Source organism: Solibacillus sp. GQ1 (assembly GCF_059758555.1).
In genome coordinates, this window is the sequence record NZ_JCAXEX010000002.1 from 322,322 (window position 1) to 348,675 (window position 26,354).

A 26,354-nucleotide genomic window follows, 5' to 3' on the forward strand; every position below is an offset into this window, starting at 1 on the left:
CACAGTTTTTTTATTATTCAATCAGCACCGCCGGCAGTAATGTCACTATCATAACGTCCTGTATTTGAATGCTCTGCAGCAGAGAAAATAATTGTGGAGAAGCCTACATCGTATGAGGATAAGTCACCGATTGCTTCAGTCGATGTGTATATTTGGGTTGCTACAAGCAGAGAGTTAAAATGCATCCGATCTAACTTTAAAAAGCGGCATATTTCTTCATGCATATCATGGAGTGCCGGGAACTGGTGAACTTCAAACTTGGCGAGTGAGAGCAGGGCAATCGTATTGTAACGGTGCGTTGTAAGTGTTATTTCTGTCTTTTTAATATATGTCGCCAGCTCTTTTAACCGGGCAAAGGTTTCGTGATGAAAATCCCCTGTTCCGATTGTTAAAATGACAGCTGTATTTGTCGTGTCCTTAGTACGTTCAAATCCGATTGACACAAGTGCCTGATAATACTGCTCCACACTGTTTGCCAGTACTTTTGTGTCTTCCGCCCGTCCGGCTAGCATCGCGTTAGTGGAGAGTTTTAACGGTGCATATTTTACGCTTTGTTTGTTCATTAAATCTTTAATTAACAGATTGATTCGCTCGATATGTTCTTCCGATTTTAAATAGGCAGCCGCAATATAGCTGTCCTCATGGCGGGTAAACTGCTTTGTAAGAGATTTGTGGAGATTTAAAGCATCACCGACTTTTTCAGGTTCCTTTGCATAATGAACAAAGTATGTATTAATGATTTGAGTATTAACTCGAGCAAAGTTATACCATTTTGTATTGTTTTTGATTTGCTGACGGACTTTTTCATAATCTTCATAGTTGAATACGATATTGCGGACAGTCAGCTTTAATGCAAGGTCAATATAAAAATATTTTGCATCAGCCCCAAAATATAAAACGATTTTATCAATGTTTGTAAAAAATAATTGTAATTGAGCATTCATCCCGATCACCTCTTACTTAATACGTACGTTTTAATCGAGGAGAAGTTTCATTAAAATGTTCGGGAAATAATAAAAACCGTTTACAAAATACAGCATAAATCGATAGAGTATTGTATGATAAATAAGTGATAAATCAAATATAAAGACCGCTGAACAGATTGAGAGGAAGTATAGTAATGACTCGACAACCATTTTTACCGATTATCGTCGGTACTGATATTAATGCATATAACATGGCGATTTCTTTCCATGAAGAATATAAAATCCGTCCGATTCTAGTAGGAAAAGGTGTTTTGCCTTTTACGAACTTAAGCAATATTCCACGTGCAATTGAGTATGACAAAAAACTTGGTGAACCGGACCAGTTTGCCAAAATATTAATTAGCGTAGCGAAGAAATATGAAAATGAAGCGGAAAAACTGATTTTAATCGGCACAAATGATTTATACGTCCGTTTAATTATTGAAAACCGAGCGATCTTAAGAGATTATTTCGTGTTCAACTATATCGATGAGAATTTAATGAATGACTTGCAGATTAAATCCAATTTCTATAAGCTGTGCGAACAATACGGCATCGATATTCCAACGACTGTATTTTATGATTGCAAAACAGATGGTGCATTTGAAACCGACATGATGTATCCGGTTATTATTAAACCAAGTAACGGGATTGAATACAGCCGTCATCCATTTACAGGCCAGGCGAAAGTATTCAAAGTGGAAAGCAAAGAAGAAGTTCAAAATGTAATCGATATGATTAAAAATAGCGGTTACCAGGAAGAACTCATTATTCAGGATTATATTCCCGGTGATGACACAGCAATGTGGGATTCGGTTGTCTATGTCAATTCAAAAGGGGAAACACAGCTTGTATCGTTTGCACAAGTTGTCCTTCAGGAACATACGAAAACGGCGATCGGCAATTACACAGCGCTAATAACTCGCTACAACGAAGAAGTGATGACGAAACTGCGCGGCTTTTTGGAAGCGGTCGGCTATCGCGGCTACGGTAACTTTGATTTGAAATACGATGAACGTGACGGGAAGTTTAAAGTGTTCGAAGTAAATATCCGTCAAGGTCGTTCAAGTTATTATATTAACGCTATGGGTCATAATTTGGCGCGCAATTTTGTTGAAGATCTGATTCACGATATTCCGAAGCCTTGCTCGTATTTAAAAGGAGATGTCCTGTTTTCAGTCGTTCCGAAAATTGTTTTGAAAAAATTCGTTTACGATGAAACGGTGAAAAAGGATATTCGACGTCTGATCAAGGAAAAGAAACTTGTAAATCCGTTGTTCTATAAACAGGACAAGCATTTGAAACGCAAAATCTACATGTTTATCCGTCAGGTCAACTACTATAAAAAATATAAACAAAACGTTTGGTAAACATCAGCCGATTAACAGGAACTTTCTGTTAGTCGGCTGTTTTCATTATCTGAAAATCTTATACCAAAATGTTATAGTTAAAGAAAATTGAAAAGAGTGATATTTATGACGGTACATACATTTACGTTAACGATTGACTGGCCAGGGGGACGAAATGCGGTTGGGGACTTGAAAACCGAACGATTGCAGACACAAATTTCGATTCCGCCGGAAATGGATGGTCCTGGTATTGGTACAAATCCGGATGAAATGCTGCTAGGTGCTGCGGCAACCTGTTATTTAATTACATTGGCGGCAATGCTTGAGCGAAGCCAAATTGACGCAAAGCTGAATTTGAAGTCAGAAGGGCTTGTTGATGTGACAAATGGAGTTTTTACTTACAAAGCGATCCACCATTATGTCGTTATTGATCTGCAGAACAAAGAAGATGAACGTACCCGTCGTATAGCGGAGCGCTATGCATATAAGGCAGAGGAAACTTGTATGATTAGTAAAGCGTTAAAAGGGAATGTAGAAGTGCATACACATTTAACTTTGACCTAAAGGGGCGATTTGAATGGATTTTATTTCAGCTATAATTCAACTGCTCATTGCATCCGCGCTTATATTCTTTATTAGCGGTCGTTTAATCGGCTCACAAATAAGTCTCATGAAAAGAATATTATCCGTGCTAATTAGTGTTTCATTAACGACCTTTGTTTTTTGGTATACATATTTGCGTGGATCGGACTATTATGACCAAGGAATCGTTTCAAATGTTGTCAACATAACAACAATTATCTGGCTCGGCAGTATGCTTCTGATTTCGATGCTGCTTTATCTGTTCTTCGAGCTGTTTGATTCGATAGAATTGAATGAAAACGGCACACCTGTCGGCAGACGTTCCTATTTTAAAACACTCATTACGTATTGGAAGCGTCAAAAACGATTGCGTGAAGTGGTGGGGATTGCTGTAACGAACGGAGTCACACGAACGATGAAATATGCCCGTGCACGCGAAGATGAACGTGAACTGGCAAAGGCATTACGGGATACACTTGAGCAGTGCGGCGGGGTATTTATTAAATTTGGACAAGTGCTGTCAACACGTAAAGAGCTCTTGTCTCCGATTTTTATTGATGAACTTGAAAAGCTTCAGCAACATGTAAAACCGCTTTCCGAACATCAAGTTGACCAAATAATTGCTGAAAACTTTAATGCGGGAACGAATCAAATCTTCTCCTATATAAGTAAGACACCGTTAGCTTCCGCTTCGATCGGTCAAGTACACAAAGCGGTGTTAAAGGAAACAGACGAACCTGTCGTTGTGAAGTTTTTACGGCCTGACGTGAAAAATATAATGCAGGATGATTTATCGATTTTAATGGAGTTTGCCAGATGGATTACCAGCAAATCACAGTGGGCTGAAAATTTAGGCTTTTACGATCTGGCGAAAGGCTTTAGCATGGCATTGAAGGAAGAAATTGATTTTAATATCGAGGCCCGCAATATGGAGCAAGTTGCCAAAATTGTAGAACGTGGCAGTATCGATGTAAAAGTGCCGAAAGTATACCGGGAGTGCAGTAATTCCAATGTTGTGGTGATGGAATATATAAAAGGGAAGTCCGTTACAGTAGCTAATGAACTATTTACAGATTTGGGCGCTGACCGTCATCAGTTTGCAAAAACATTATTGTATTCGTTTTTAGAGCAAACGCTTATTTCTGGAATTTTCCATGCTGATCCGCACCCTGGGAATATTTATATTGAGGAAACAACCGGACGTGTCGCGATTCTCGATTATGGGGCTGTCGGCCGTTTAGCTGAATTGCAGCAGGAAGGGTTAAAGTACTTCCTTGTCGGAATTCATCAAAACGATGCAGCACTTGTTGTTGATGGGATTGCCCAGCTTGTAGAAAATGCCGAGCAGATCAATCGGCATGAAATGGAGCAGGCGATTAGCCAGATTCTGCTGAAAATCAACTATGTGTCGACGATCCCGACTGATGAGCTAATGTACTCCATTTTCTCTGTTGTGCGTGAGTTTGGCCTCCATTTCTATCCTTCCGTCAACGTCGCATTACGTGCGATTGTAACATTGGACGGTACATTGTCTATTATTTGCCCGGGATTTAGGATTTTCAGTGAAGTAAAAGACTTCTCCAATGATTATTTGAAATCAAGCTTCCTGAAACCGTTCAAACATCCGGTAGAGACGAAAGACTTAATCGAAGAAGAACTGGCACTGATGTTGCCGAATTTACGGAAAATACCGCGCCGGCTTGATCAGTTGTTCAGAAAAGTGGAGAGCGGGAAAATCATCTTGCATCACGATATTTTCTCAGATAAAGCGAATTCCATGTTTATAACACAGCTGTTTTCACGGTTTGTTTTACTGATGGTCGGAATTACATTTGGAATTATATCGGTTGCATTACTGGCAATCTCGCAATTTATTCATAATGCTTATGCAATTTATTTAAATACGGCTGCTTATTTAGGTTTGTTTTTATGTGCGATTTTGCTCGTGCGATTATCCATTCAAGCAATCCGAGATATGAAGCGTACAAAGTAGAGGTCCTTTTACAGGATCTCTATTTTTTTATCCTTCTCCGCTTTAGCACTTTACTATAATAAAATACTAAATCACTAGAAGATTAATGTATTAGCAGGTAAACAACTTTTTAGAAATAAAACGTATAAAGGCCTTAAAATAAGCATTTTCAACTTAACTATTGTTTTAAAGGTGAAATATTAGTAGCAATTAACTGCTATTTAAACAATAATAAAATTGAGAGATAAGAATAGTTAAAAGGGGTGCGGTAAATGATTCAGTTAAACGGACAAAATTTATCGATCGAACAATTAGGGAGCATTTTATATAATGGGGAAAAAGTAGAAATAGCAGAGGAAGCGATAGTACGTGTTGTTAAAAGTCGTGAAGCAGTGGAAAGAATTGTTCAGCAGGATAAAACCGTATACGGCATTAACACAGGGTTTGGAAAGTTTAGCGATGTGAAAATTGCGGAGCACGAAGTAAGCAAGCTCCAAGTTAATTTAATCCGTTCTCATGCATGCGGTTTTGGGGAACCTTTTTCGGAACAAGTTGCAAAAGCGATGATGGTGCTTAGATTAAATGCACTATTAAAAGGGTTATCAGGTATTCGCTTGGTAGTGCTGGAACGGCTGTTATGGATGATTAATGAAAATGTTGTTCCTGTTATTCCACAGCAAGGTTCACTTGGAGCATCGGGAGATTTGGCACCACTTTCTCATTTAGTTTTGGCGGTTATTGGGGAAGGAGAAGTATTTGTAAATGGTAGTAAACATCCGTCACATGAAATATTTGAACATCGGGGACTGCCGAAAATTGAACTGCAGGCAAAAGAAGGTCTTGCATTAATTAATGGAACCCAGGCAATGACTGCACAAGGCGTAGTCAATTATTTGGAAGCCGAGAAACTGGCTTATGCGAGTGAATGGATTGCCTCAATAACAATGGAAAGTTTATACGGGATTATCGATGCCTTCCATCCAGCTGTTCATGAAGCGCGCGGCATGCAAGAACAAATGGGTGTTGCAGAGCGTATGCGTGATTGGTTAAAGGATAGTAAACTCATTACACATCAAGGGGAAAAGCGGGTGCAGGATCCGTATTCGCTTCGCTGCATCCCGCAAATCCACGGAGCGAGCTGGCAAGTATTGAATTACGTCAAAGAAAAGCTCGAAATCGAAATGAATGCGGCAACAGATAATCCGCTCATTTTTGATGACGGTGGTTTAGTCATTTCAGGAGGAAACTTCCATGGACAGCCAATTGCGTTTGCGATGGACTTTCTGAAAATCGGGATGGCGGAGTTGGCCAATGTATCAGAGCGACGTATTGAGCGATTAGTAAACCCGCAGTTAAATGAAGGGCTGCCTGCATTTTTAAGTGCGAATCCAGGACTTGAATCAGGCGCGATGATATTGCAATATAGCGCAGCAAGTTTAGTATCGGAAAATAAAACATTGGCACATCCTGCATCAGTTGACTCCATACCGTCTTCTGCGAATCAGGAAGACCATGTTTCGATGGGTACGACAGGGTCTCGCCATGCGGGCATGATTATTGCCAATGTAAGAAATGTACTGGCAATCGAGGCATTTTGTGCCGCACAGGCAGTGGAATACAGGGGTGTGGAGAACATGTCGCCAAAGCTTTATGAGAAGTGGAAAGACATTCGTAACTTAGCACCTGCAATGACGGAGGATCGGATTTTCAGCAAAGACGTGAATCGTATCATCGATTACTTGAAACCGAACGGGTAAGTATTTACAGCAACATTCTACCGGTGCTTTTGTTATAATAAGTGTTTAGTAGAAAGAGGAGATTTATTATGACAAAACCACATTTATTAATAGTTGATGGAATGGCGCTATTGTTTCGTTCATTTTTTGCGTCAGCAGCGATGAATCAATTTATACGTTTAGATGACGGAACACCATCAAACGGTGTTCAAGGCTTTGCCCGTCATGTATTGACAGCACAGAATCTGATGCAGCCGACACATTTAGCTGTTTGCTGGGATATGGGTGCGGTTACGTTCCGCAATGAACTGTACGATGGCTATAAAGCAAATCGACCTGCACCACCGGAAGAGATGCTGCCGCAGTTTGATATGGCTAAAAGAGTATCGGAAATGATCGGATGGCAAAACTTTGGCACACAAGGTCTTGAGGCGGATGATTTAATCGGATCAATGATTGAAAAGTGGAAAGACGATGCTCAAATTACTGTGATCAGCGGAGATAAAGATTTACTGCAATTACTAAACCCTTCGACAACGATTGCCTTTACGAAAAAGGGCTATACAGAATATGATGTGTATACGGAAAGCCGATTTGTTGAGGAATATGGCATTGCGCCAAAACAATTCGCTGAAGTTAAAGCGTTTATGGGAGACACAAGCGATGGTTACCCGGGGGTAAAGGGCATTGGGCCGAAAACAGCGTTACAGCTTATTCAAAACCATGGTTCCATTGATGGCGTATTAGAAGCATTGCCGACATTAAAGCCGGGCCAACGTATTAAAATCAGTGAAAATTTAGCGATGTTACGATTATCGCATCAATTGGCTACAATACACTGCGATGTACCGATTGACATAGAGCTGGATCAATTAGCATTAGCACCTTATGCTCCGGAGTTATTTGAACACATTGAAAAGCATGGCTACCGCTTAATCGCGAAACATGCGCGTTCGATTTATAAATAAAATGCGAAAGAGGTTGTGCACAGTTGCACAACCTCTTTTTAATGGGAAATGATACGTTCACCTTTGACTTTTACAAGCTCCACATGCACTTTCCGAATAGTAGACTCGTCAAGAGGAATATTTCCATCTTGTTCATACTTTTTCCAAGTTTTCAAATCTTTTCGATACAATACCTCAGCTAACCGGTAAATATCAGCATCAAATTTTAAGGAAGCTTTATAGGTTTGCTCGATTTCTTTTTTTACTTGCTCCTTAATCTTGTTTTTTAATAAATCCATTTTATTTTCATTAAGAATTTCATTTGTTTGAACAACCAATTGCACTTGTAAATCAAATTGCACATTATTTTCGGAAACAATTGGTGTAATTTTAGAATGCACTTCGTCAACGGTTGTCGTTGTATATAACTCTTCAAACTCTTCCGTTTTAACGGTAATATCTGAGCGGTCTGTTTCATTCTCTAGCCATTGAACACCTTTTAAATCGTCGCCTAATAAGTTCCCTTTTAAACCAGAGTTCTTACCGATAATGCTTATGCCTTTAAATGAATAGACTGGATCCGGTCCATCTTCCTTTGACCAGTTTTCGCTAATTTCGATAAATGGTATTTTGGCTTCATGACTAGGTTCATTCAAATGAATCATAAGTTCTCGTAATTGTATAGGACGGATCCGAGATGACTGATTAAATGAACTGAGCGGGTCGGACACCTTTGAAAGGGTAATGGATTTATTGATAATGGGTGTGATGAGCAAAGCTTCCTTGAGTGGTGAATCTGTAATATAAGCCCAAGTTGTATACCTCCATTCCCTGTATCGGATAAGGGAATTGATAACAGGTTCTACTTTACCTTCCTTTGCGATATTTTCCGAAAAGAGAACATAGTTTAAATGCCCTAAAAAGAAGCGCTCATCCATCGTTTGATATAAATTAAAAAATGCTTCATCAAAAGTCTTTCCTTTGGCAATCCCAACTTCAGCCTGCGTAGCTTCCGGGTTCGGCTGTTCGCTTTTAGCAATATTAGTGAAAGCAACAACTTGACTATAAATTTCATATTCACCATCTTTATAATCGATTCCCAGGCCAAGTAAATAATACATACGTTCAGGCTGATTTGTATCCCAGCAGCCAGCAACTAAAAGTAACAATGGAAGCAAAAGCCATTTTTTCATTTTGTTTTTTCCTTTGTTTTATCTTTATCATTTAATATTTCCGGTCGTTTAGTGTTTGATTTTGCTGGTGGACGGAAAAGGGACATTTTTATATTATCCCAGCTCAAATTGACAGCTATATTTAAATAAGGAACACCAAATACACGGATATTCGCGATATAAACAAGGCAAATATAGATTGATAAGAAGAAGCCGAAAAGTCCTAAAATCGATGTAATAATAATAAATACAATTCGCATCATGCTGATTGTCGTAACGAAGGACTGATTGACAAGTGTAAAGGTAGCAATTGTTGAAATGGCTATGACCACAATCATTGCCGGACTAGTAATCCCAGCTCGAATGGCTGCATCACCTATAATTAATCCACCTACAACACTGATCGTTCCACCTAAAATACTCGGTAAGCGTAATCCCGCTTCACGAAATAACTCAAACATAAAAAGCATTCCAAGCATTTCTATAGCTGCAGGCAGTGGGGAGCCCGTATTGGCTTGTACAACTGTCGCAAGTAATTGAATTGGGAGCTGCTCTTGATGGAATGTTGTTAACGCAAGCCAAAAAGCCGGTAGTAAAAGCGCTATTAATATGCAGAATAAACGTAATAATCTTTCTAACGAGCTGAATATGGATGGGAAATCATTATCCTCTCCGGACTTTAATAATGCTAGAATATTGGTGGGCGTGATAATTGCGTATGCAATTCCGTCTACTAAAATGATAAAGCGTCCGGTAACGAGTGCTTGCATCGCAAAATCAGGACGACTTGTCGAATCATTTAAAGGAATTAAATAGGAAATTTTATTCAACCGTTCCATTATTAATTCACCACTTAAAATAACATCTGTATCGATTTCAGAGAGTTGTTTTTTTAATTGTTTCAAGATAGATAAATCTGCAATGTCATTAAAATATAATATAGCGATCTTTGTTTTTGAACGTGTCCCTAACGTTATTTTCTCAACACTTAACGAATTCGTAGGCAGACGTTTGCGGATAAGAGCAATATTTACACCTAAATCTTCAATGAAGTTATCACGTGGACCTTTAATAGTTACTTCTAAGTTTGATTCCTCAGGGCTTCGATTAGGCTTGTTTTCAATATTGCTGCATAACAGTATATTTAAATTTTCGATATAAATAAGAACAAATCCGCTAAATACATTCGTAACAGCTTCTTGCAAATCTTCAATTTTCAGTAGCTGCGGAAGATGTAATTTCTGCATTAAAACTGCCTCTTCAAATTGTTCCTTTTGATTGCATGCCACTCTTAAGCGGGGTACGACTACTTCATTGAATAAATGATTGTCTGTCATCGCTTCACAGGTGATGAGCATAACATTGCTTGCAGGGAAGTCAAATGTTTGAAAGCGAATATCTGCACAATTCTCAAATTGCTTTTTTAAGGTAGCGTATTCAATCATTATATTCCAACTTTCGCTTTGCTTTTCGATTTACTAATATAAAGAGAATAATTGAAAGTACGAAAAAGAATAACGTAGTACTTATTAGAAAATATTGCCCCTTCCATTTGCTAAATATACTGTCATCGAGTAAATAAAGAGGCAGTGAGCAAAAAACAAAGAGCGGAAAAATATATTCCCAAACTTTCTTCTTTTGACCAGTGAGCCCTAATAGCTCGACTGCTATAAATAATATAAAACCAATACGGACAAATGCTCCTGTAAGCCACTGGTAAATAGAAAAGAAATCAATATGGTTTATAAAGCTTCCGATTGTGGCAATTCGCCATTCTTCAAATGCGGGGTAGCGCTGTTTAGCAGCCTCAGTTGGTCCGAATTCGGCAATTGCCCCCAATAAGGGACCTAGTGTTAATCCAAATAGTATAAAGAGCATGATTAATAAATGCCGAAATTTAAGCTTTGTTTTAAAGTGCTGCTGAATAAATACGAGCAAATAAAGCTCAATAAAGCCGGAAGCAGGATATACCATAGATGTGAAAATCGGTGTAAATCCATGCTCGAAAAATGGCTGCAGCAATGCATAATCTTTCACTTGAATATTAACAAATGCGATAAAGAAGCCAAGGACGACAACACCAAACAAGACGACAACATTGACCATCGTAATCGTTAATATGGAGGATGTGGCCAGTAAAAAACATACAACTGTAAAAAAGAAAAACAAAATCAATGGCGGCGTTTGCAGCAAAAAGGTTATTGAAACCCATTGTAGTGTTTCATGCATTGTAATAACAGCCATGAGAAGTAAGTAAAAAGCAATGATAAAAATAAGCACTATACCCAGCTTAGGGTATTTGTTTAGTAAATACATACGAAGAGATTCATCTTTAAGTTTTTTTAATGTGATAAAAGGAAGAACTAACCAGGGGATCATCAAAAATATTGAAAAAATAACAGAAAACCAAGCATCACGACCTGCTCCATTCAGTAAGGATGGAATAATCGTGACATGGTTTTTCAACCCGATGAATGTCATTGTTAAAAAGATAATATGTAAGAGACTTATAGATCTCACTGATTTCATAATGTATCCTCGCAGTTTTAATTACAGTAATAGCCAATCGACTAATCATTTATTCAGAAAAAAGAAAACAGCAGTAGCATAAATGCTACTGCTGTTCCTTTTCGATTTTCACAAAGCTTAAAATATTGCGTTGGTCATCATATTTAAAAGTCCGGATTTGACTGTCACGGTTACGGCCTCCGTTATCATGAATCGTTAAGTAGAGTTCATTGTTTTTAATTTCATATCCGATTAATGGTACCCAATGATATTTATAGAGAGGGTTGGAATTACGCAGAAACTGCCCGGTAAAATATACATCAAATTTCATCGCTACCGGATTACCCAGGCGTAACTGCTCAATTGCCTGAGTTAACGTACATTCTTCGATACACCAGTCTTCCCCTAGCAGTCGACGCAAGTTTCTGATCATCCGCCATTTAAAAAGTCCTATTTTTGTACCACCTAATAATTTATAAAGTTCGTTTACATCTTTCGTGCGGATTGTTTCGTCTTCGCATAAGTAATTCAAAATAACGTGTGCAGTCGTTGGGCCGCATGCCGAGTTTTGATATTCAGGCCGGATGTCCGAACTATATTGTGACCTGCCATTTACATTTAATAATACTCGCATACTTAAAACCTCCAAAGTGTTATAAAGTAGATTAATACCCATAAATAAAAAAAATAATCATTAAAGTTGAAACTAAAAATAAAACAGCTCCGTCTAACGGTTAGCAATTAAAACAAAGGGGGGAAGAAAATGGAGCTTGAAGTGTTTATAAGAACACATGGAGAAGAATTGCTTCGACTTTCCTATACATATGTGAAAAATAAAGAAATGGCAGAAGATATTGTACAGGACGTGCTGTTAAAAGCTTATGAGCAGCGTGGACAATTTCGTGGCGATGCGAGTTACCGGACGTATTTATATCGAATGACAATCAATCGTAGTTATGATTATTTACGCAGCTGGAGCTACAAAAATACCATTTTAACAAATAAAATTCAGGAAATTTTTAAAGGGGCCAAATCTGCAGAACAGCAAGTGCTTGAGAGAAGCGAAAATCAATTGCTGGGAAGAGTAGTTCTCGAGCTTCCGGTTAAGTACCGTGAAATTATAATTTTATATTACTACAAGGAACTGAAAATCGATGAAATTGCACATTTACTCTCGGTTTCGGACAATACCGTGAAAACGAGACTTAGGCGTGGACGTGAAAAGTTAAGAGATCAATTAAAAGGTGGTGAATGGCATGACGAATTCTCAAATGAAACGAGCAATTGATGAAGTGATTAGCAGTGAGCCGCTGATGAATGAAGCATTTGTACAAAAAGTTCTGGATGGGAAACAGCACCGTAAAAAGCGGTTGCCCTTCATGCAGCCTGCCATTGTATTACTATTGCTTTTTGTTGTAGGTGGAATGCTTTACTTTATGCCGCAATCGGATGAACAGTTGGCGGTCGATTCAGAAGATGAGAATATGTATTTGGCAAAACCTGAACATTTTAATGACATGATGATGCAAAATCGTAGAGATAGCAGATTAATGTATGTATTTAATAATGGAACACTTTATTACACAAGCGATACACGCCTTTATTTAGAAAAACCTAAATCAGAAGATGAAATACCCTACTCGGGGGAATTATTCGAGGAAAGATATACAAATATAAAAATCAAAACAAAAGATAACCAATATTTCATTACAGGGGATGACGGGTTTAGCTGGACCTTGACACGGACCGCTCCTCGTATCCTTGTAGACGAGAGAGGTAATGAATATACAATACCGATTGCTTTTGAAGATATACCTAAAACTAGTGATATTCTGCTGGATGATAAAATCCAATCGCTGGGGATTTATAAAATCGGCGGTCTTGGGACATATGCTTATACTTTAGAGGAAGATTTAGACGAGGTAAATGAATTATTCAATCAGGCAACCGTGAATGAAGAGTACATTAGATTAAGCATACCTGAGTACATGATTGATATTAAATATGAGAATGGAAATAGAGGAAACCTGGAGCTAATGGTGAGTGAAAGCAATGAAGCAAGCTATGTAAAAAAACATGATATAGTAAATAATACTTTGACAGTGTTCAAAATTCCAAAAGCATTAGCCGATCATTTTCATCAATTAGCCGAGAAGATAGAAGAAATCAACAACGCCAAATAAAAACAAAAACTACCTCAAGTATTTGGGGTAGTTTTTGTCTGTATATTTAGCTGCATAAACCAACTGATTTGTTTTCGTACTGTGCATTATCCAATGCTTTTACCATAAAATGAGCCACGCTAGCCCTTGGAATCGAGCTTGAACCTTTTGGAACCGTATCGACTGCTTCTTTGTAATTGGTTTTTAACGGTTCATCTTTTAAGCCCATAGGACGAGCGATTGTGTACGTAATATCTTTCGTTTTGTAATAGTTAAGCGCTGCGCGGTGGTCCGCTAATGGATTGGCGAGCATTTTCATCATGAGTTTCCCCATTACACCCGGAATTTCTCCATCCACGCCAGCTGAAGCACAATACACTAAACGTTTTACGCCAGCTTTCTCCATACCGTCCGCAATGTTTTTACCCATTGTTTCAAGTTCATTGGATTTCTTTACACCTGTACTTGAACCTAAACATGAAATGACCGCTTCTTGCCCGACGATCGCATCGGCCACTTGCTCTGCATTAAATGCATCGCCTTGAATAATTGTTACATCTTTCGTTTTTAACTTTTCAGGTGTACGTACAAATGCGGTAACAGTATGACCAGCGGCGACAGCCATTTCAACAAAATGCTGGCCAACGCCACCAGTAGCCCCGAATACAATAATTTTCACAATTAATGGCCTCCTTTTAATGCTGTTTTTTGAATCTTAATACCTTTCCACATAAAAGTAAGAATGATTGTGAAAATTAATATGATTAAACCTGCGATAAACGGGTATAGGATATCGATGTCATATAATGCGCCTGCAAGAAGAGGGCCCATAATATTGCCGATGCTCATATAGGCATTGTTCATACCCATTGCAAATCCTTGTTCATTACCCGCCATTTTTGAAATTAATGTCGTTAATACAGGACGCAAAATGGATGTCGCTAGGAATATTAATAACGAAATCGCAAAGAACATCGTATAGCTTCCTGCGATAATCGACAGGAAGAAGCCCGAAGCCGTAACGACTAAAAATAATTTTAATACATTTACTTCGCCAATCGCTTTTACAAGGCGGTCAACTACAAATAATTGCATAATAACACCGACTAATCCTGTTGATGTGACCATGAAGGCAATTTCCTGTGGTGTTGCACCAAATTTATCATCTACATAAAGTCCAAGAACAGTTTCATAAGACATTAAACCGAAACTCATGATTAGCGTAATAATCAGTGGAATAAAGAATGGCTTTTTAACAGATAAAAGAATATCTTTCATCATTGAAGAGTTTTCGTCTTGAAGAATTTCGACTTTCTCTTCCTGGCTCTCCGCCAAAGTAAAATAAGATACGATAAACGCAAGCAATCCGACTACCGCTGAAACAAGAAGCGGTGTTTTAAGTCCGAAATCCGCTAAAAAACCTCCGATACCTGGTCCGATTACAATACCGAGTGACATCGAGGCTGAAATAAAGCTATTACCTTTTGCACGTTGATCCATTGTTGTAATGTCTGCTACATATGCGAAAATCGCAGGAATTAAGAACGCACAGCCAATTCCGCCGATAGCACGTGATAAGTAAAGCAGCCAAATGGAATCAGCAAAGTAGAAAATAAACATCGAAATAGCTAACGTAAGCAGTCCGATATTAATGAGCGGGCGACGACCATACTTATCCGTCCATTTTCCCCCGATAGGTGATACTAAAAATTGTGCGAATGCAAAAATCGCAATGATTAAACCTGCAGCTGTTCCGCCTTGCCCAATTTCTTTTAAATAGGCAGGGATAATTGGAATGATAATCCCGAAACTCCCAACAGCAATGAACATGTTAAGCATAAGTAAAGCAAGTTTTTTTCGTTGATCTGAAGTCATAAATTTTCCTTTCTTACAATAAAATTTCACGTAATCAATTGTAATTAAAAAACCGCATTATGACTAGCGCTTTAGCTTATGAAAAATAAAAAATAAATCCAAAAGTGGTAAACTTTTGGATTCATTCATAATACATATTATGCTTGTGCGTTTAAGAATTCTTCTACTTGTGCAGGTGATTTTGCATTAGCGCTATGTAAGTGTGCTAATTTTTCACCATTTTTGAAGATTAGTAATGAAGGAATACCCATTACTTGATATTTCTCCGCTAAATCCGGGAAGTTATCACGGTTGATTGAATACCAATCAAATTGATTGTACTCTTCAATAATTGGATCGATAAACATATCCATACGTGTGCAGTCCGGGCACCAGCCAGCGAAGAATTTTACGATTACTGGTTTTTCATTGCTTGTCAGTTCTGTGAATTGTTCAATTGTTGTAATTTCTTGCATATTAATCACGCTCCTTACGCCCATTGTACACGATTATGACAGCTTACGAAAAGTAATTTAGCTTAATATATGTTCCATCTAGCAATAAAAATATAAGAATAATAATTTTATTTAAAATTGCGAGAAAATTATTGCTTAAATTGTCAAAATAATCTACACTAAGAACAGAAAAGCTGTTTGAAGTTTTTTTTTGATTTCAAAATGAATGACTGTTCATTCAAGGGAGAAGGGGGAAGTGCTCGTGTCTTACAAAATTGAAAAAGTAGCGGTTTTAGGTTCAGGGGTAATGGGTTCAGGGATTGCAGCACATTTGGCGAATATCGGGATTCCTACATTGTTATTGGACATCGCTCCGGGCGAACTAACAAAGGAAGAAGAAGCTAAGGGGTTAACACTTGATTCAAAACCTGTTAAAAATCGTTTTGCAGTTTCAGCAATGCAAAAATTACTAAAGCAAAAACCAGCACCACTTTCATCGAAAAAAAATCTAGCATTAATTACACCAGGTAACTTTGACGATGATTTAGAAAAGCTGAAAGATGTTGACTGGATTATTGAAGTAATTGTAGAAAGATTAGAAATTAAAAAAGGCTTATTTGAAAAGATTGATGCTGTACGTAAACCAGGCACAATCGTTTCATCAAATACATCAGGGGTTAGCATTAACGCAATGGCGGAAGGGCGTTCAGAAGATTTCCAGGCGCATTTCCTTGGGACACATTTCTTCAACCCGCCACGCTATTTGAAATTACTGGAAATCATTCCGGCAAACACGACAAACCCGGAAGTTGTAAGCTTTATGCAAATATTCGGTGAGGATGTATTAGGTAAAGGTGTTGTTATCGCAAAGGACACACCGAATTTTATCGCTAACCGAATCGGAACATACGGCCTAATCGTGACAATGAACGAAATGATTGCACGTAACTATACAGTAGGGGAAGTAGATTCGGTAACAGGACCACTAATCGGCCGTCCGAAATCTGCGACATTCCGCACTTTGGATGTTGTTGGTCTTGATACTTTTGCACATGTTGCTACAAACGTATATGACCAGACAACGGGTGAAGAACAGGCAGTATTTGAAGAATCACCTATTTTAAAGAAAATGATCTCAAATGGCTGGATTGGCGCTAAATCGGGCCAAGGTTTCTTCAAAAAAGTAGGAAAAGAAATTCTGCAATTGAATTTATCAACATTTGAATATGAACCGACTACGAAACTTGCAGCACCATCATTAGAAATGGCAAAACAAGCAAAAGGTCCAGGAGGCAAATTAAAAGTTTTAATTTATGCAAATGACCGAGTTGGGGAACTATTATGGAATTCATTTGCACCGACATTAATTTACTCAGGAAAATTAGTAGGTGAAATTGCTGATGACATCGTTGCAATTGACAATGCAATGAAATGGGGCTTCGGCTGGGCTCAAGGTCCATTTGAAATGTGGGATGCAATCGGCGTAGAAAAATCAGTCGCTAAAATGAAAGAAGAAGGCCGTGAAATTCCAGAATTCGTTACTGGATTATTAGAGAAAGGCCTGAAAACATTCTATTCAGAAATCGATGGTGATTTAGCTTACTACAACGGTTCAGAATATGTAAAAGTACCGGTGAACGAAAAAGCGATCGACTTAAAACGCTACAAGAAAAAACATGGCGTGATCAAATCGAATTCAGGTGCAAGCCTAATCGATTTAGGTGATGGAATCGCATTACTAGAATTCCACTCAAAATCAAATGCAATCGGTTTGGATATTGTTCAAATGATTAACTATGCCATTGATGAAGTTGAGAAAAACTTTAAAGGTCTCGTAATCGGGAACCAAGGTAAAAACTTCTGTGTCGGTGCAAACCTTGCAATGATTTTAATGGAAGCACAAGATGATAATATTTTTGAATTGGACTTTGTTATTAAGTCATTCCAGCAAGCAATGCGCCGTATTAAATATTCAACAAAACCGGTTGTTGCGGCACCATTCCAAATGGCACTAGGTGGCGGAGCGGAAGTATGTTTACCGGCTGCACATATTCAAGCATCTGCTGAAACATACATGGGTCTTGTAGAAGTAGGTGTCGGCTTAATCCCAGGAGGCGGCGGTAACTTAGGGCTTTACCAAAAGTTCATTAAAGGCTTGCCAAATGGCGTGGAAGTAGATTACCAGCAAATCGCAAACAAAGTATTCGAAACAATTGCAATGGCAAAAGTTTCGACTTCTGGTGAAGAAGCACGTGAAAATAACTTCCTGGACTTTGCGGACGGTATTTCAGTAAATCCTGATCACTTAATCTATGATGCAAAACAAGCAGCACTTGCACTTGCGGAAGCTGGCTATACAGCACCAGTGAAAAAACCGGTGAAAGTAGTAGGCGCACCTGGTTATGCAACATTGTTATTAGGGGCTCAAGGAATGTTCGATTCAGGCTATATTACAGAGCATGATCTGAAAATCGCGAAGAAACTTGCATATGTAATCGCAGGCGGAAAGGTACCATACGGAACAGAAGTTTCAGAAGAGTACTTATTAAACCTGGAAAAACAAGCATTCCTTGAATTAGTTGCAGACCAAAAATCACAAATGCGTATGCAGCACATGCTTGTAAAAGGAAAGCCATTACGTAACTAATCGAAGTCCGTGCGCAAAAAGCGACAGACTTTATCTTAAAACGTTGTATCAGTTGAAATATTTTGCCGGCAACTAGCTTACGAGTTTAATTGCTGGCTAATCACAAGGGGGAAACATCATTATGCGTGAAGCCGTTATCGTTGCAGGAGCACGAACACCAATCGGGCGTGCGAAAAAAGGATCACTTGCGAACACTCGTCCAGATGATTTTGGTGCAGTAGTAGTAAAAGAAGCATTAAAACGTGCGGGCTATGAAGGTCCAGTTGATGATTTAATTATGGGATGTGCAATGCCAGAAGCAGAACAAGGTATGAATGTTGCCCGCTTAGTTGGGGCATTGGCAGGGTTACCGGATGAAACACCAGCATTAACAGTTAACCGTTTCTGTTCATCAGGGCTACAAACAATTGCCTATGCAGCAGAGCGCATTATGCTTGGCCATGCAAAAGCAATCGTTGCGGGTGGTGCAGAGTCAATGAGTATGATTCCGATGACTGGTAATACAGTTCGCCTAAACCCGAAAATTGCTGAAGAGGCACCACAATACTATATCGGTATGGGTCACACAGCTGAAGAGGTAGCGAATCGTTACAATGTAACACGTGAAGAGCAGGATGCTTTTGCAGTACGTTCACACGAATTAGCTGAAAAAGCGATTAAAGAAGGTAAGTTTAAAGACGAAATCGTTCCGGTTGAAGTAACGGAATATTACGTCGATGAAAACAACCAGTTAAAAGAAAAAGTTACAATCTTTGATACAGATGAAGGGGTTCGTCCAGGTACATCGGTAGAAACGTTGGCAAAATTACGTCCAGCATTCAATGTAAAAGGTTCTGTAACAGCAGGAAATGCTTCTCAAACTTCTGACGGTGCAGCAGCAGTACTAGTAATGGACCGTGAAGAAGCGGAGAAACAAGGCATGCAGCCACTGGCAAAATTCCTGGGATTTGCTGTCGGCGGAGTTCCACCGGAAGTAATGGGTATCGGTCCAATCGTAGCAGTACCGAAAGCACTTGAAATTGCAGGAATTACACAAGATCAAGTTGACCTGTGGGAAATTAACGAAGCATTCGCATCACAGTCAATTCAAGTAGTTCGTGAGCTTGGCATTGATATGGAAAAAGTGAATGTTAACGGGGGGGCAATCGCATTAGGCCATCCACTTGGTGCAACTGGTGCGATTCTTACAGTGAAGCTAATCAATGAATTAAAACGCCGCGGCGGTAAATACGGTGTCGTAACAATGTGTATCGGCGGCGGAATGGGTGCAGCAGGGGTATTTGAAGTTCTTTAATTGTCTGGGGAAACAATAAATCACAAAGGAAACTAGGGAGGAATTTATAATGGCACAAACAACAAACAGCATTATTAAAGGTGGCGGCTTTTTAATCGAGGACGTGGATATTAACCGAGTAATTACACCGGAAGATTTCACAGACGAGCAAAAAATGATTGCTCAAACAACACAGGAATATGTAACGAACGAAGTATTACCGGTAGTTGAAAACTTAGAGCACCATGAGTTCGATCACTCTGTACGTCTATTAAAAACAGCAGGTGACTTAGGTTTACTAGCAGCTGACGTACCTGAAGAATATGAAGGGCTAGGCTTAGACAAAATTTCATCTGCATTAATCGCAGAAAAAATGTCACCGGCTGGCGGTTTCTCAATCACTCACGGTGCCCATGTAGGGATCGGTTCATTACCAATCGTATTATTCGGTAACCATGAGCAAAAAACGAAGTACTTACCGAAGTTAGCCTCAGGTGCATTAATCGCAGCATATGCATTAACAGAGCCAGGTTCAGGTTCGGATGCATTAGGCGCTAAAACAACAGCTAAGTTAAATGAAGCTGGCACACATTACGTATTAAATGGTGAAAAACAATGGATTACAAATGCAGGCTTTGCAGATGTATTCGTGGTATACGCAAAAATCGATGGCGATAAATTCACTGCATTCATTGTAGAGCGTTCATTCCCAGGTGTTTCTGTAGGTCCGGAAGAGAAGAAAATGGGGATTAAATCATCTTCAACTCGTACATTAATTTTAGAAGATGCAGAAGTGCCTGTAGAAAACTTACTAGGTGAAGTAGGCCGCGGTCATATTATTGCATTTAATATTTTAAATATCGGACGTTATAAATTAGGAGTAGGTACTGTAGGTGCATCAAAACGTGCATTTGAATTAGCAGTTGCTTATACGAACCAACGTCAGCAATTCAAAACAAAATTATCGGATTTCAACTTAACGAAAGAAAAAATCGCATCAATGGCTTCTCACATTTATGCATCTGAATCTTTAAACTATCGTACAGTTGGTTATTTCGAAGACCGTTTAAGCCAGTTATCTGATGAAGAGCAAAAAGACGGCAAATCAGTTGCAGCAGCAATCGCTGAATATGCTATTGAGTGCTCGATCGCAAAAGTATTCGGTTCTGAAACATTGGATTTCGTAGCGGATGAAGCGGTTCAGTTACACGGTGGTTACGGCTTTATGGCTGAGTACGAAGTAGAACGCATTTACCGCGACTCTCGTATTAACCGTATTTTCGAAGGTACAAACGAAATTAACCGTATGATCGTACCGGGCACATTTATGAAAAAAGCATTAAAAGGTGAGTTACCACTATTACAAGTTGCGCAAGAACTGCAAAACGAGCTATTAATGCTTATGCCTGAAGAAATCGGCCAAGGTGCTTTAGAGCAAGAGAAATATTTAGTGAAAAATGCCAAGAAGATTGCAGTACTTGCAGCAGGTGCAGCAGCACAACGCTACGGTGCAAAACTGGATGCGGAACAAGAGCTGTTAGTAAACATCGCAAACATTGCGAACCAATTATACGCAATGGAATCTGCAGTAATCCGTACACAAAAAGCAATCGAGCGTGACGGAGAAGAAAAAGCAGCACAAAAAATTCTTTACACTCAAATTTTCTGTCAGGAAGCATTCGCAGAAATCGAAAAAGAAGCAAAAGAAACATTAATCGCTTCAGTTGAAGGTGACGATGCACGTATGATTTTATCAGCATTACGTAAATTAACGCGCAACAACCCTTACAACTTAATTCCGAAAAAACGTGAAGCTGCAGCGAAACTAATCGAAGCAGAAAAATATGTAGTTTAATAAAGACGGTAACCGGGTGTATACAATGCACCCGGTTTTTCTATGGGTTTTCTAATAAAATGTAAAATGTTCTAATATAATTTCAAAATGTCTAATATACATGGGAACTTCTAATATAAGTTTCCTATCTTCTATTATGTCACCCAGAGTTTCTAATAAGTGAAGTGAAGCCGTTCTTCTAAAATACGTCGGGCATGTTCTAATATTTTTTGCACATCTTCTAATAACAACCATAACCAGTAAAACTCCGATAGTGCGAACACATTTTTGATTTGTCCTTCTATATCCGTTACAATATAGGAAAATCCAGGGCAAAAAGGAGTACTTACATGACAGTAAAATTCATCCAATATCCGAAATGTACAACATGTAAAAAAGCGCAAAAATGGCTAGATGAGCAAGGTGTGGACTATGAAAATATTCATATTGTAGAGCAGACACCATCTAAAGAGGAACTTAAAGCAATTTACGAAGCTAGTGGAGTGCCGCTGAAGAAATTCTTTAATACATCTGGCATGAAATATCGTGAATTAGGCCTAAAAGATAAATTACCGACAATGTCCGAGGATGAGCAATTAGAGCTATTAGCATCGGATGGTATGTTAATTAAGCGACCAATCGTTACAGATGGTAAAAAATTAACTTTAGGATTTAAGGAGTCTGACTTCTTAGAAACTTGGAAATAAACAGTTATTCACATTGTATTTCCGAACGAAATATGGCAAAATGAACTTGAATGTACTACATATAACATGGAGGTTTTCGAATGAGCACACCTAAAGAATTACGTTATTCAAAAGAGCATGAGTGGGTTAAAATTGAAGACGGTAAAGCGACAATCGGTATTACGGATTTCGCACAGTCTGAACTAGGCGATATCGTATTCGTAGAGTTACCTGAAGTAGGCGATGAAATTTCAAGGGATCAGCCTTTCGGTAGTGTAGAATCTGTTAAAACAGTTTCTGAACTATATGCACCACTTTCTGGTAAAGTTGTTGCAATCAACGAAGAATTACTGGACAATCCTGAATATGTAAATGAATCACCATACGGTAATGCATGGATGGTTACTGTTGAGTTAACAAGTGAAGCAGAAGTAGACGAGTTATTAGACGCAGATGCTTACACTGCATTAATCGAACAATAATATGAAACACTAAAGCCTTCTATATAAAGGTTTTAGTGTTTTTTTGTTATTCTATATATAAAGGTGTCGAATGAAAGGAAGCGTGTTATATGGGAAGATACATCGTTGTAGAAGGACGTGCCGATAAATTGAGATTAATCCCGATATTAGCTGAGGACGTGACAATTATTTGTACAAATGGCACAATAAGCGAAGTCAATTTGATTGATTTATTGGAAGAATATGAGCAAGATGAAATTATCACTATGTTTGATGCAGATAAAAACGGTGAGAAGTTACGTAAACTGATGAACCGTGCATATCCCGAAGCGACACAGCTTATCATACCTCACGAATATGTAGAAGTAGAAAAAACACCTACTAAAATCTTAAGGGATATTTTACTACAGGCAAAATTTTTAGTAAAAGAAGGATGACAGTATAATGGAACAATGGACGAAACAGCAATGGGAACAGAACGTACAACAGTATGATCAGACAGCGTTTTTCTTATATACGCCTATGTGCGGCACTTGTGAAGTGTCGGAAAAAATGTTGGAAGTAATTGAGAAATTACTCCCAGATCTTCCGCTTGGTATGGCAAATATCAATTATTTAGGGGATTTACCATATGAATTGAAAATTGAAAGTGTACCTTGTTTAATCGTTTCAGACAACGGGGAACTAACGAATAAAATTTATGCATTTAAATCCGTACCGTTTTTGTATGAAATATTAAAAAAGTAATTGACGTAGTCACTTTGTCGTGATAAAGTAACATTCATAATAATAAAACTTAATAACGTTGCTCTTATAAAGAGAGGTGGAGGGAAGTGCCCTATGAAGCCCGGCAACCAGCGTTTACGCAAAGGTGCCAATTCACACAAAGTTTAAACTTTGAAAGATGAGAGAACGGTTTACCGTATAAATGTATGTGAAACCTTTCTACTTGTCTTGGTAGAAAGGTTTTTTTCATTCAACGGAGGTTTTGAATGAGAATAGAACATGATTTTGAAATAGCAGGAAGGTTATTTCAATTTAGAAGGAGTACAACCGATGATTGATATACAAAATATTACAAAAGTGTATAACACGAAAAACGGTAAACTTACAGCAGTTGATAATGTAAGCCTATCGATTAACAAAGGTGAAATATACGGAATTATCGGCTACAGTGGTGCCGGTAAAAGTACGATGATCCGACTGCTGAACGGTTTGGAAAAGCCTACAACAGGTTCTGTCATTGTAGGCGGCCAGGATATTGCAAAAGCTTCCGGGGCAAAATTACGAGAAGCACGCCAAAAAATAAGTATGATTTTCCAGCACTTCAATCTGCTCTGGTCACGTACAGTTGAAGAAAACATTGCATTTCCACTTGAAATTGCAGGCGTTTCAAAAGCTGATCGTGAAAAGCGAGTAGAAGAGCTGATTGAACTCGTAGGTTTAAAAGGAAGAGGGAAAGCGTATCCTTCACAATTGTCAGGCGGTCAAAAGCAGCGTGTCGGCATTGCACGAGCGTTGGCGAACAACCCGGAAGTACTTTTATGTGATGAAGCGACTTCAGCGCTTGATCCGGAAACAACGGATTCAATTTTGGAATTACTGCTCGATATTAATAAAAACATCGGACTTACAATTGTACTCATTACACATGAAATGCATGTTATTCGCAAAATCTGTAACAGAGTAGCGGTAATGGAAGCCGGTAAAGTAGTGGAACAGGGAGATGTATTGCAAGTGTTCCAGCATCCTCAAGCACCAATTACGAAAAACTTCGTATCACAGGCTTCTGGTGAAACACAGGAAACGCAAGCATCACTGGAACAGATTTTAGCCAATTATCCAGAAGGCAAAATCGCTAAATTAACATTTGCAGCGGCAACGACAGAACAGCCTGTCATCTCACAAATGATTAAGCAATTTGACGTAGTTGTTAATATAGTGCATGGCAAAATCTCAAATACAACGGGCGGTTCGTTTGGTACATTGTTTATTCATATCGATGGCGAGCCAAAAGCAGTCGCGGAAGCATTAAGCTTTTTAGCAAAGCAAGAAATTCAGGCGGAGGTGATTGAGCATGTTTAATCAATTATTTCCGAACGTAGATTGGGGTAAAATGCTCGAAGCAACATATGAAACAATTTATATGACGGCTGTTGCGACAGTCATCACATTTATACTAGGACTTCTAATTGGTATTGTCTTATTTTTAACGAGCGACAATCAATTATGGGCAAATAAAATTGTACACTTTTTGACAGGGTCACTCGTGAATATTTTCCGCTCGATTCCATTTATCGTCTTAATCATTTTATTAATTCCATTTACTAAGTTTTTACTTGGAACAATCCGTGGCGCCAATGCAGCATTACCTGCGCTAATTATTGGGGCAGCACCGTTTTATGCGCGCATGGTATTAATAGCATTAAGAGAAATTGATAAAGGTGTCATTGAAGCAGCCCGCTCAATGGGAGCGAAAACTTCTACGATTATTTGGAAAGTGCTGATCCCGGAAAGCTTACCGGCATTAATTTCTGGTATTACTGTTACTGCGGTAGCTTTAGTAGGATATACAGCAATGGCCGGCATTATCGGTGCGGGTGGTTTAGGTAACCTGGCATTCCTTGATGGTTTTCAGCGTAACCGAACAGATGTGACATTAATGGCAACTGTTTTAATTTTAGTTGTAGTATTCATTATCCAATTTATTGGGGACTTCATTACAGCAAGAGTGGACAAACGATAGTTAGTGGCTCATAAAAGGCCGTAATTATAAATAATGGTGCATCGAAACAATATGGACGCAAACTTTAAAAAAGTGCGCGTCTATAAGGAAAATAATCAGAATATAAAAAAGGTTTCGATAAACTGAACAAACTAAAAAAAGGGTAGGTAAAACAAATGAAGAAATTATTATCAAGCGTTATTTTAGGAGCTTCAGTACTTGCTTTAGCAGCATGTGGCGGAGAAGATGAAAAATTAGTAGTTGGTGCGTCAAATACACCACACGCAGTTATCCTTGAAAAAGTTAAGCCAATTTTAGAGGAACAGGGTATTGAGCTAGAAATTGCAACTTATACAGACTACGTTCTTCCAAATCAAGATTTAAATAACGGTGATTTAGATGCAAACTACTTCCAGCACATCCCATACTTCGAAGCTCAAAAAGCGGATTTCGATTATGACTTTGCAAATGCTGGCGGTATTCACATCGAGCCGATTGGTATTTACTCTAAAAAATATTCATCTTTAGAAGAACTTCCTGAAGGTGCAACGATTTTACTTTCTAACTCAGTGGCAGACCATGGACGTATGCTTTCATTACTTGAAGCACAAGGTTTAATTACATTAGCAGAAGGTATTGATAAAACAAAAGCAGAAATAAAAGACATCGTAGATAATCCGAAAAACTTCGAATTCGATGCAAACACAGCAGCTGAATTATTAGTGCAAATGTATGAAAATGAAGAAGGCGATGCGGTGTTAATCAACTCAAACTTCGCAATCGATAACGGTATTAACCCATTGGAAGATTCAATCGCAATCGAGTCTAGTGAATCACCATATGTAAACATTATTGCAGTAAAATCTGGTGATGAAGATTCAAAAGAAATTAAAGCATTAGTAGATGCATTACGCTCAAAAGAAGTACAAGACTTTATCGTTGAAGAGTGGGGCGGCTCTGTAGTACCTGTTTCAGGCGAATAAAATGATCAAAAAACCATTTTCTCTCTTCGGGGAGAAAATGGTT

General features: G+C 38.6%; 25 protein-coding genes and 1 riboswitch. Of the genes, 17 read left to right on the forward strand and 8 right to left on the reverse strand.

The window, feature by feature from the left end:
• Window positions 1-17: 17 nt before the first annotated feature.
• Window positions 18-944: a DUF4003 family protein gene (locus AC6CH1_RS13920; RefSeq protein ID WP_498318060.1), complete on the reverse strand. Its 927-nt coding sequence runs from the start codon at window positions 942-944 to the stop codon at window positions 18-20.
• A gap of 176 nt (window positions 945-1,120) precedes the next feature.
• On the opposite strand from AC6CH1_RS13920, the gene AC6CH1_RS13925 reads away from it, so the two are divergent.
• From AC6CH1_RS13925 to AC6CH1_RS13945, 5 genes are all read left to right on the forward strand, one after another.
• Complete coding sequence (locus AC6CH1_RS13925) at window positions 1,121-2,335, forward strand: carboxylate--amine ligase (protein WP_427712335.1); 1,215 nt, start codon at window positions 1,121-1,123, stop codon at window positions 2,333-2,335.
• 105 nt (window positions 2,336-2,440) lie between these two features.
• Window positions 2,441-2,878 (forward strand): SACOL1771 family peroxiredoxin, encoded by a 438-nt coding sequence (locus tag AC6CH1_RS13930; protein WP_498318062.1) that lies wholly within the window; start codon window positions 2,441-2,443, stop codon window positions 2,876-2,878.
• Between the two features lie 13 nt (window positions 2,879-2,891).
• On the forward strand, window positions 2,892-4,889 hold the full coding sequence (locus AC6CH1_RS13935) for an ABC1 kinase family protein (protein WP_498318064.1): 1,998 nt from the start codon (window positions 2,892-2,894) through the stop codon (window positions 4,887-4,889).
• Window positions 4,890-5,140: 251 nt separating this feature from the next.
• Window positions 5,141-6,625, forward strand: a complete 1,485-nt coding sequence (gene hutH / locus AC6CH1_RS13940) for a histidine ammonia-lyase (RefSeq protein ID WP_251690110.1) — start codon at window positions 5,141-5,143, stop codon at window positions 6,623-6,625.
• 68 nt (window positions 6,626-6,693) lie between these two features.
• Complete coding sequence (locus AC6CH1_RS13945) at window positions 6,694-7,572, forward strand: 5'-3' exonuclease (protein ID WP_251690109.1); 879 nt, start codon at window positions 6,694-6,696, stop codon at window positions 7,570-7,572.
• Between the two features lie 38 nt (window positions 7,573-7,610).
• Here the strand turns inward: AC6CH1_RS13945 and AC6CH1_RS13950 are convergent, their stop codons facing one another.
• The 4 genes from AC6CH1_RS13950 to AC6CH1_RS13965 form a co-directional block, all read right to left on the reverse strand.
• Window positions 7,611-8,744, reverse strand: coding sequence for a Ger(x)C family spore germination protein (locus AC6CH1_RS13950; protein WP_498318065.1), 1,134 nt, complete (start codon window positions 8,742-8,744; stop codon window positions 7,611-7,613).
• Window positions 8,741-10,168, reverse strand: a complete 1,428-nt coding sequence (locus AC6CH1_RS13955; RefSeq protein ID WP_498318067.1) for a spore germination protein — start codon at window positions 10,166-10,168, stop codon at window positions 8,741-8,743. The genes AC6CH1_RS13950 and AC6CH1_RS13955 overlap by 4 nt, the downstream gene beginning before the upstream one ends.
• A complete protein-coding gene (locus tag AC6CH1_RS13960) occupies window positions 10,161-11,252 on the reverse strand; it encodes an endospore germination permease (RefSeq protein ID WP_498318068.1) in 1,092 nt (363 codons plus the stop codon). The genes AC6CH1_RS13955 and AC6CH1_RS13960 overlap by 8 nt, the downstream gene beginning before the upstream one ends.
• Window positions 11,253-11,337: 85 nt before the next feature.
• Entirely contained in the window at window positions 11,338-11,865 is a 528-nt protein-coding gene (locus AC6CH1_RS13965) for a C39 family peptidase (RefSeq protein WP_251690105.1), read from the reverse strand.
• A 129-nt stretch (window positions 11,866-11,994) separates the two neighbouring features.
• On the opposite strand from AC6CH1_RS13965, the gene AC6CH1_RS13970 reads away from it, so the two are divergent.
• Window positions 11,995-12,519: a sigma-70 family RNA polymerase sigma factor gene (locus tag AC6CH1_RS13970; protein ID WP_498318069.1), complete on the forward strand. Its 525-nt coding sequence runs from the start codon at window positions 11,995-11,997 to the stop codon at window positions 12,517-12,519.
• Entirely contained in the window at window positions 12,488-13,414 is a 927-nt protein-coding gene (locus AC6CH1_RS13975; RefSeq protein ID WP_498318070.1) for a hypothetical protein, read from the forward strand. Before AC6CH1_RS13970 ends, AC6CH1_RS13975 begins: the two co-directional genes overlap by 32 nt.
• A 46-nt stretch (window positions 13,415-13,460) precedes the next feature.
• Here AC6CH1_RS13975 and AC6CH1_RS13980 read toward each other — a convergent pair whose 3' ends face one another.
• The 3 genes from AC6CH1_RS13980 to AC6CH1_RS13990 all read right to left on the reverse strand — a co-directional run bounded on the left by AC6CH1_RS13980 (window position 13,461) and on the right by AC6CH1_RS13990 (window position 15,723).
• Window positions 13,461-14,072 (reverse strand): NAD(P)-dependent oxidoreductase, encoded by a 612-nt coding sequence (locus AC6CH1_RS13980; RefSeq protein WP_498318072.1) that lies wholly within the window; start codon window positions 14,070-14,072, stop codon window positions 13,461-13,463.
• Window positions 14,073-14,074: 2 nt separating this feature from the next.
• Window positions 14,075-15,268, reverse strand: a complete 1,194-nt coding sequence (locus tag AC6CH1_RS13985) for an MFS transporter (protein WP_498318074.1) — start codon at window positions 15,266-15,268, stop codon at window positions 14,075-14,077.
• A gap of 137 nt (window positions 15,269-15,405) precedes the next feature.
• Window positions 15,406-15,723 (reverse strand): thioredoxin family protein, encoded by a 318-nt coding sequence (locus AC6CH1_RS13990; protein WP_498318075.1) that lies wholly within the window; start codon window positions 15,721-15,723, stop codon window positions 15,406-15,408.
• A 241-nt stretch (window positions 15,724-15,964) separates the two neighbouring features.
• Here AC6CH1_RS13990 and AC6CH1_RS13995 point away from each other — a divergent pair, with 241 nt between their 5' ends.
• From AC6CH1_RS13995 to AC6CH1_RS14040, 10 genes are all read left to right on the forward strand, one after another.
• Window positions 15,965-18,349, forward strand: coding sequence for a 3-hydroxyacyl-CoA dehydrogenase/enoyl-CoA hydratase family protein (locus tag AC6CH1_RS13995; RefSeq protein ID WP_498318077.1), 2,385 nt, complete (start codon window positions 15,965-15,967; stop codon window positions 18,347-18,349).
• Window positions 18,350-18,470: 121 nt separating this feature from the next.
• Window positions 18,471-19,643, forward strand: a complete 1,173-nt coding sequence (locus AC6CH1_RS14000) for an acetyl-CoA C-acetyltransferase (RefSeq protein ID WP_498318079.1) — start codon at window positions 18,471-18,473, stop codon at window positions 19,641-19,643.
• 49 nt (window positions 19,644-19,692) lie between these two features.
• Window positions 19,693-21,477 carry an acyl-CoA dehydrogenase FadE gene (locus AC6CH1_RS14005; protein ID WP_251690098.1) on the forward strand — a complete coding sequence of 595 codons (1,785 nt, stop codon included), beginning with the start codon at window positions 19,693-19,695 and terminating at the stop codon, window positions 21,475-21,477.
• A gap of 329 nt (window positions 21,478-21,806) precedes the next feature.
• Window positions 21,807-22,163, forward strand: a complete 357-nt coding sequence (locus AC6CH1_RS14010; RefSeq protein ID WP_251690097.1) for an arsenate reductase family protein — start codon at window positions 21,807-21,809, stop codon at window positions 22,161-22,163.
• Between the two features lie 80 nt (window positions 22,164-22,243).
• Window positions 22,244-22,624, forward strand: a complete 381-nt coding sequence (gcvH, locus tag AC6CH1_RS14015) for a glycine cleavage system protein GcvH (protein ID WP_251690096.1) — start codon at window positions 22,244-22,246, stop codon at window positions 22,622-22,624.
• An 89-nt stretch (window positions 22,625-22,713) separates the two neighbouring features.
• Entirely contained in the window at window positions 22,714-23,040 is a 327-nt protein-coding gene (locus tag AC6CH1_RS14020; protein ID WP_498318080.1) for a toprim domain-containing protein, read from the forward strand.
• Between the two features lie 7 nt (window positions 23,041-23,047).
• Window positions 23,048-23,350: a thioredoxin family protein gene (locus AC6CH1_RS14025; RefSeq protein ID WP_065216306.1), complete on the forward strand. Its 303-nt coding sequence runs from the start codon at window positions 23,048-23,050 to the stop codon at window positions 23,348-23,350.
• A 61-nt stretch (window positions 23,351-23,411) separates the two neighbouring features.
• A riboswitch (SAM riboswitch) is annotated at window positions 23,412-23,514 on the forward strand.
• A 145-nt stretch (window positions 23,515-23,659) separates the two neighbouring features.
• The gene (locus AC6CH1_RS14030; RefSeq protein WP_008408682.1) at window positions 23,660-24,688 is read left to right on the forward strand and encodes a methionine ABC transporter ATP-binding protein; all 1,029 of its coding nucleotides are present in this window, start codon (window positions 23,660-23,662) and stop codon (window positions 24,686-24,688) included.
• A complete protein-coding gene (locus AC6CH1_RS14035; RefSeq protein WP_251690094.1) occupies window positions 24,681-25,349 on the forward strand; it encodes a methionine ABC transporter permease in 669 nt (222 codons plus the stop codon). The genes AC6CH1_RS14030 and AC6CH1_RS14035 overlap by 8 nt, the downstream gene beginning before the upstream one ends.
• A gap of 155 nt (window positions 25,350-25,504) precedes the next feature.
• Window positions 25,505-26,311: a MetQ/NlpA family ABC transporter substrate-binding protein gene (locus tag AC6CH1_RS14040; RefSeq protein WP_251690093.1), complete on the forward strand. Its 807-nt coding sequence runs from the start codon at window positions 25,505-25,507 to the stop codon at window positions 26,309-26,311.
• Window positions 26,312-26,354 lie beyond the last annotated feature (43 nt).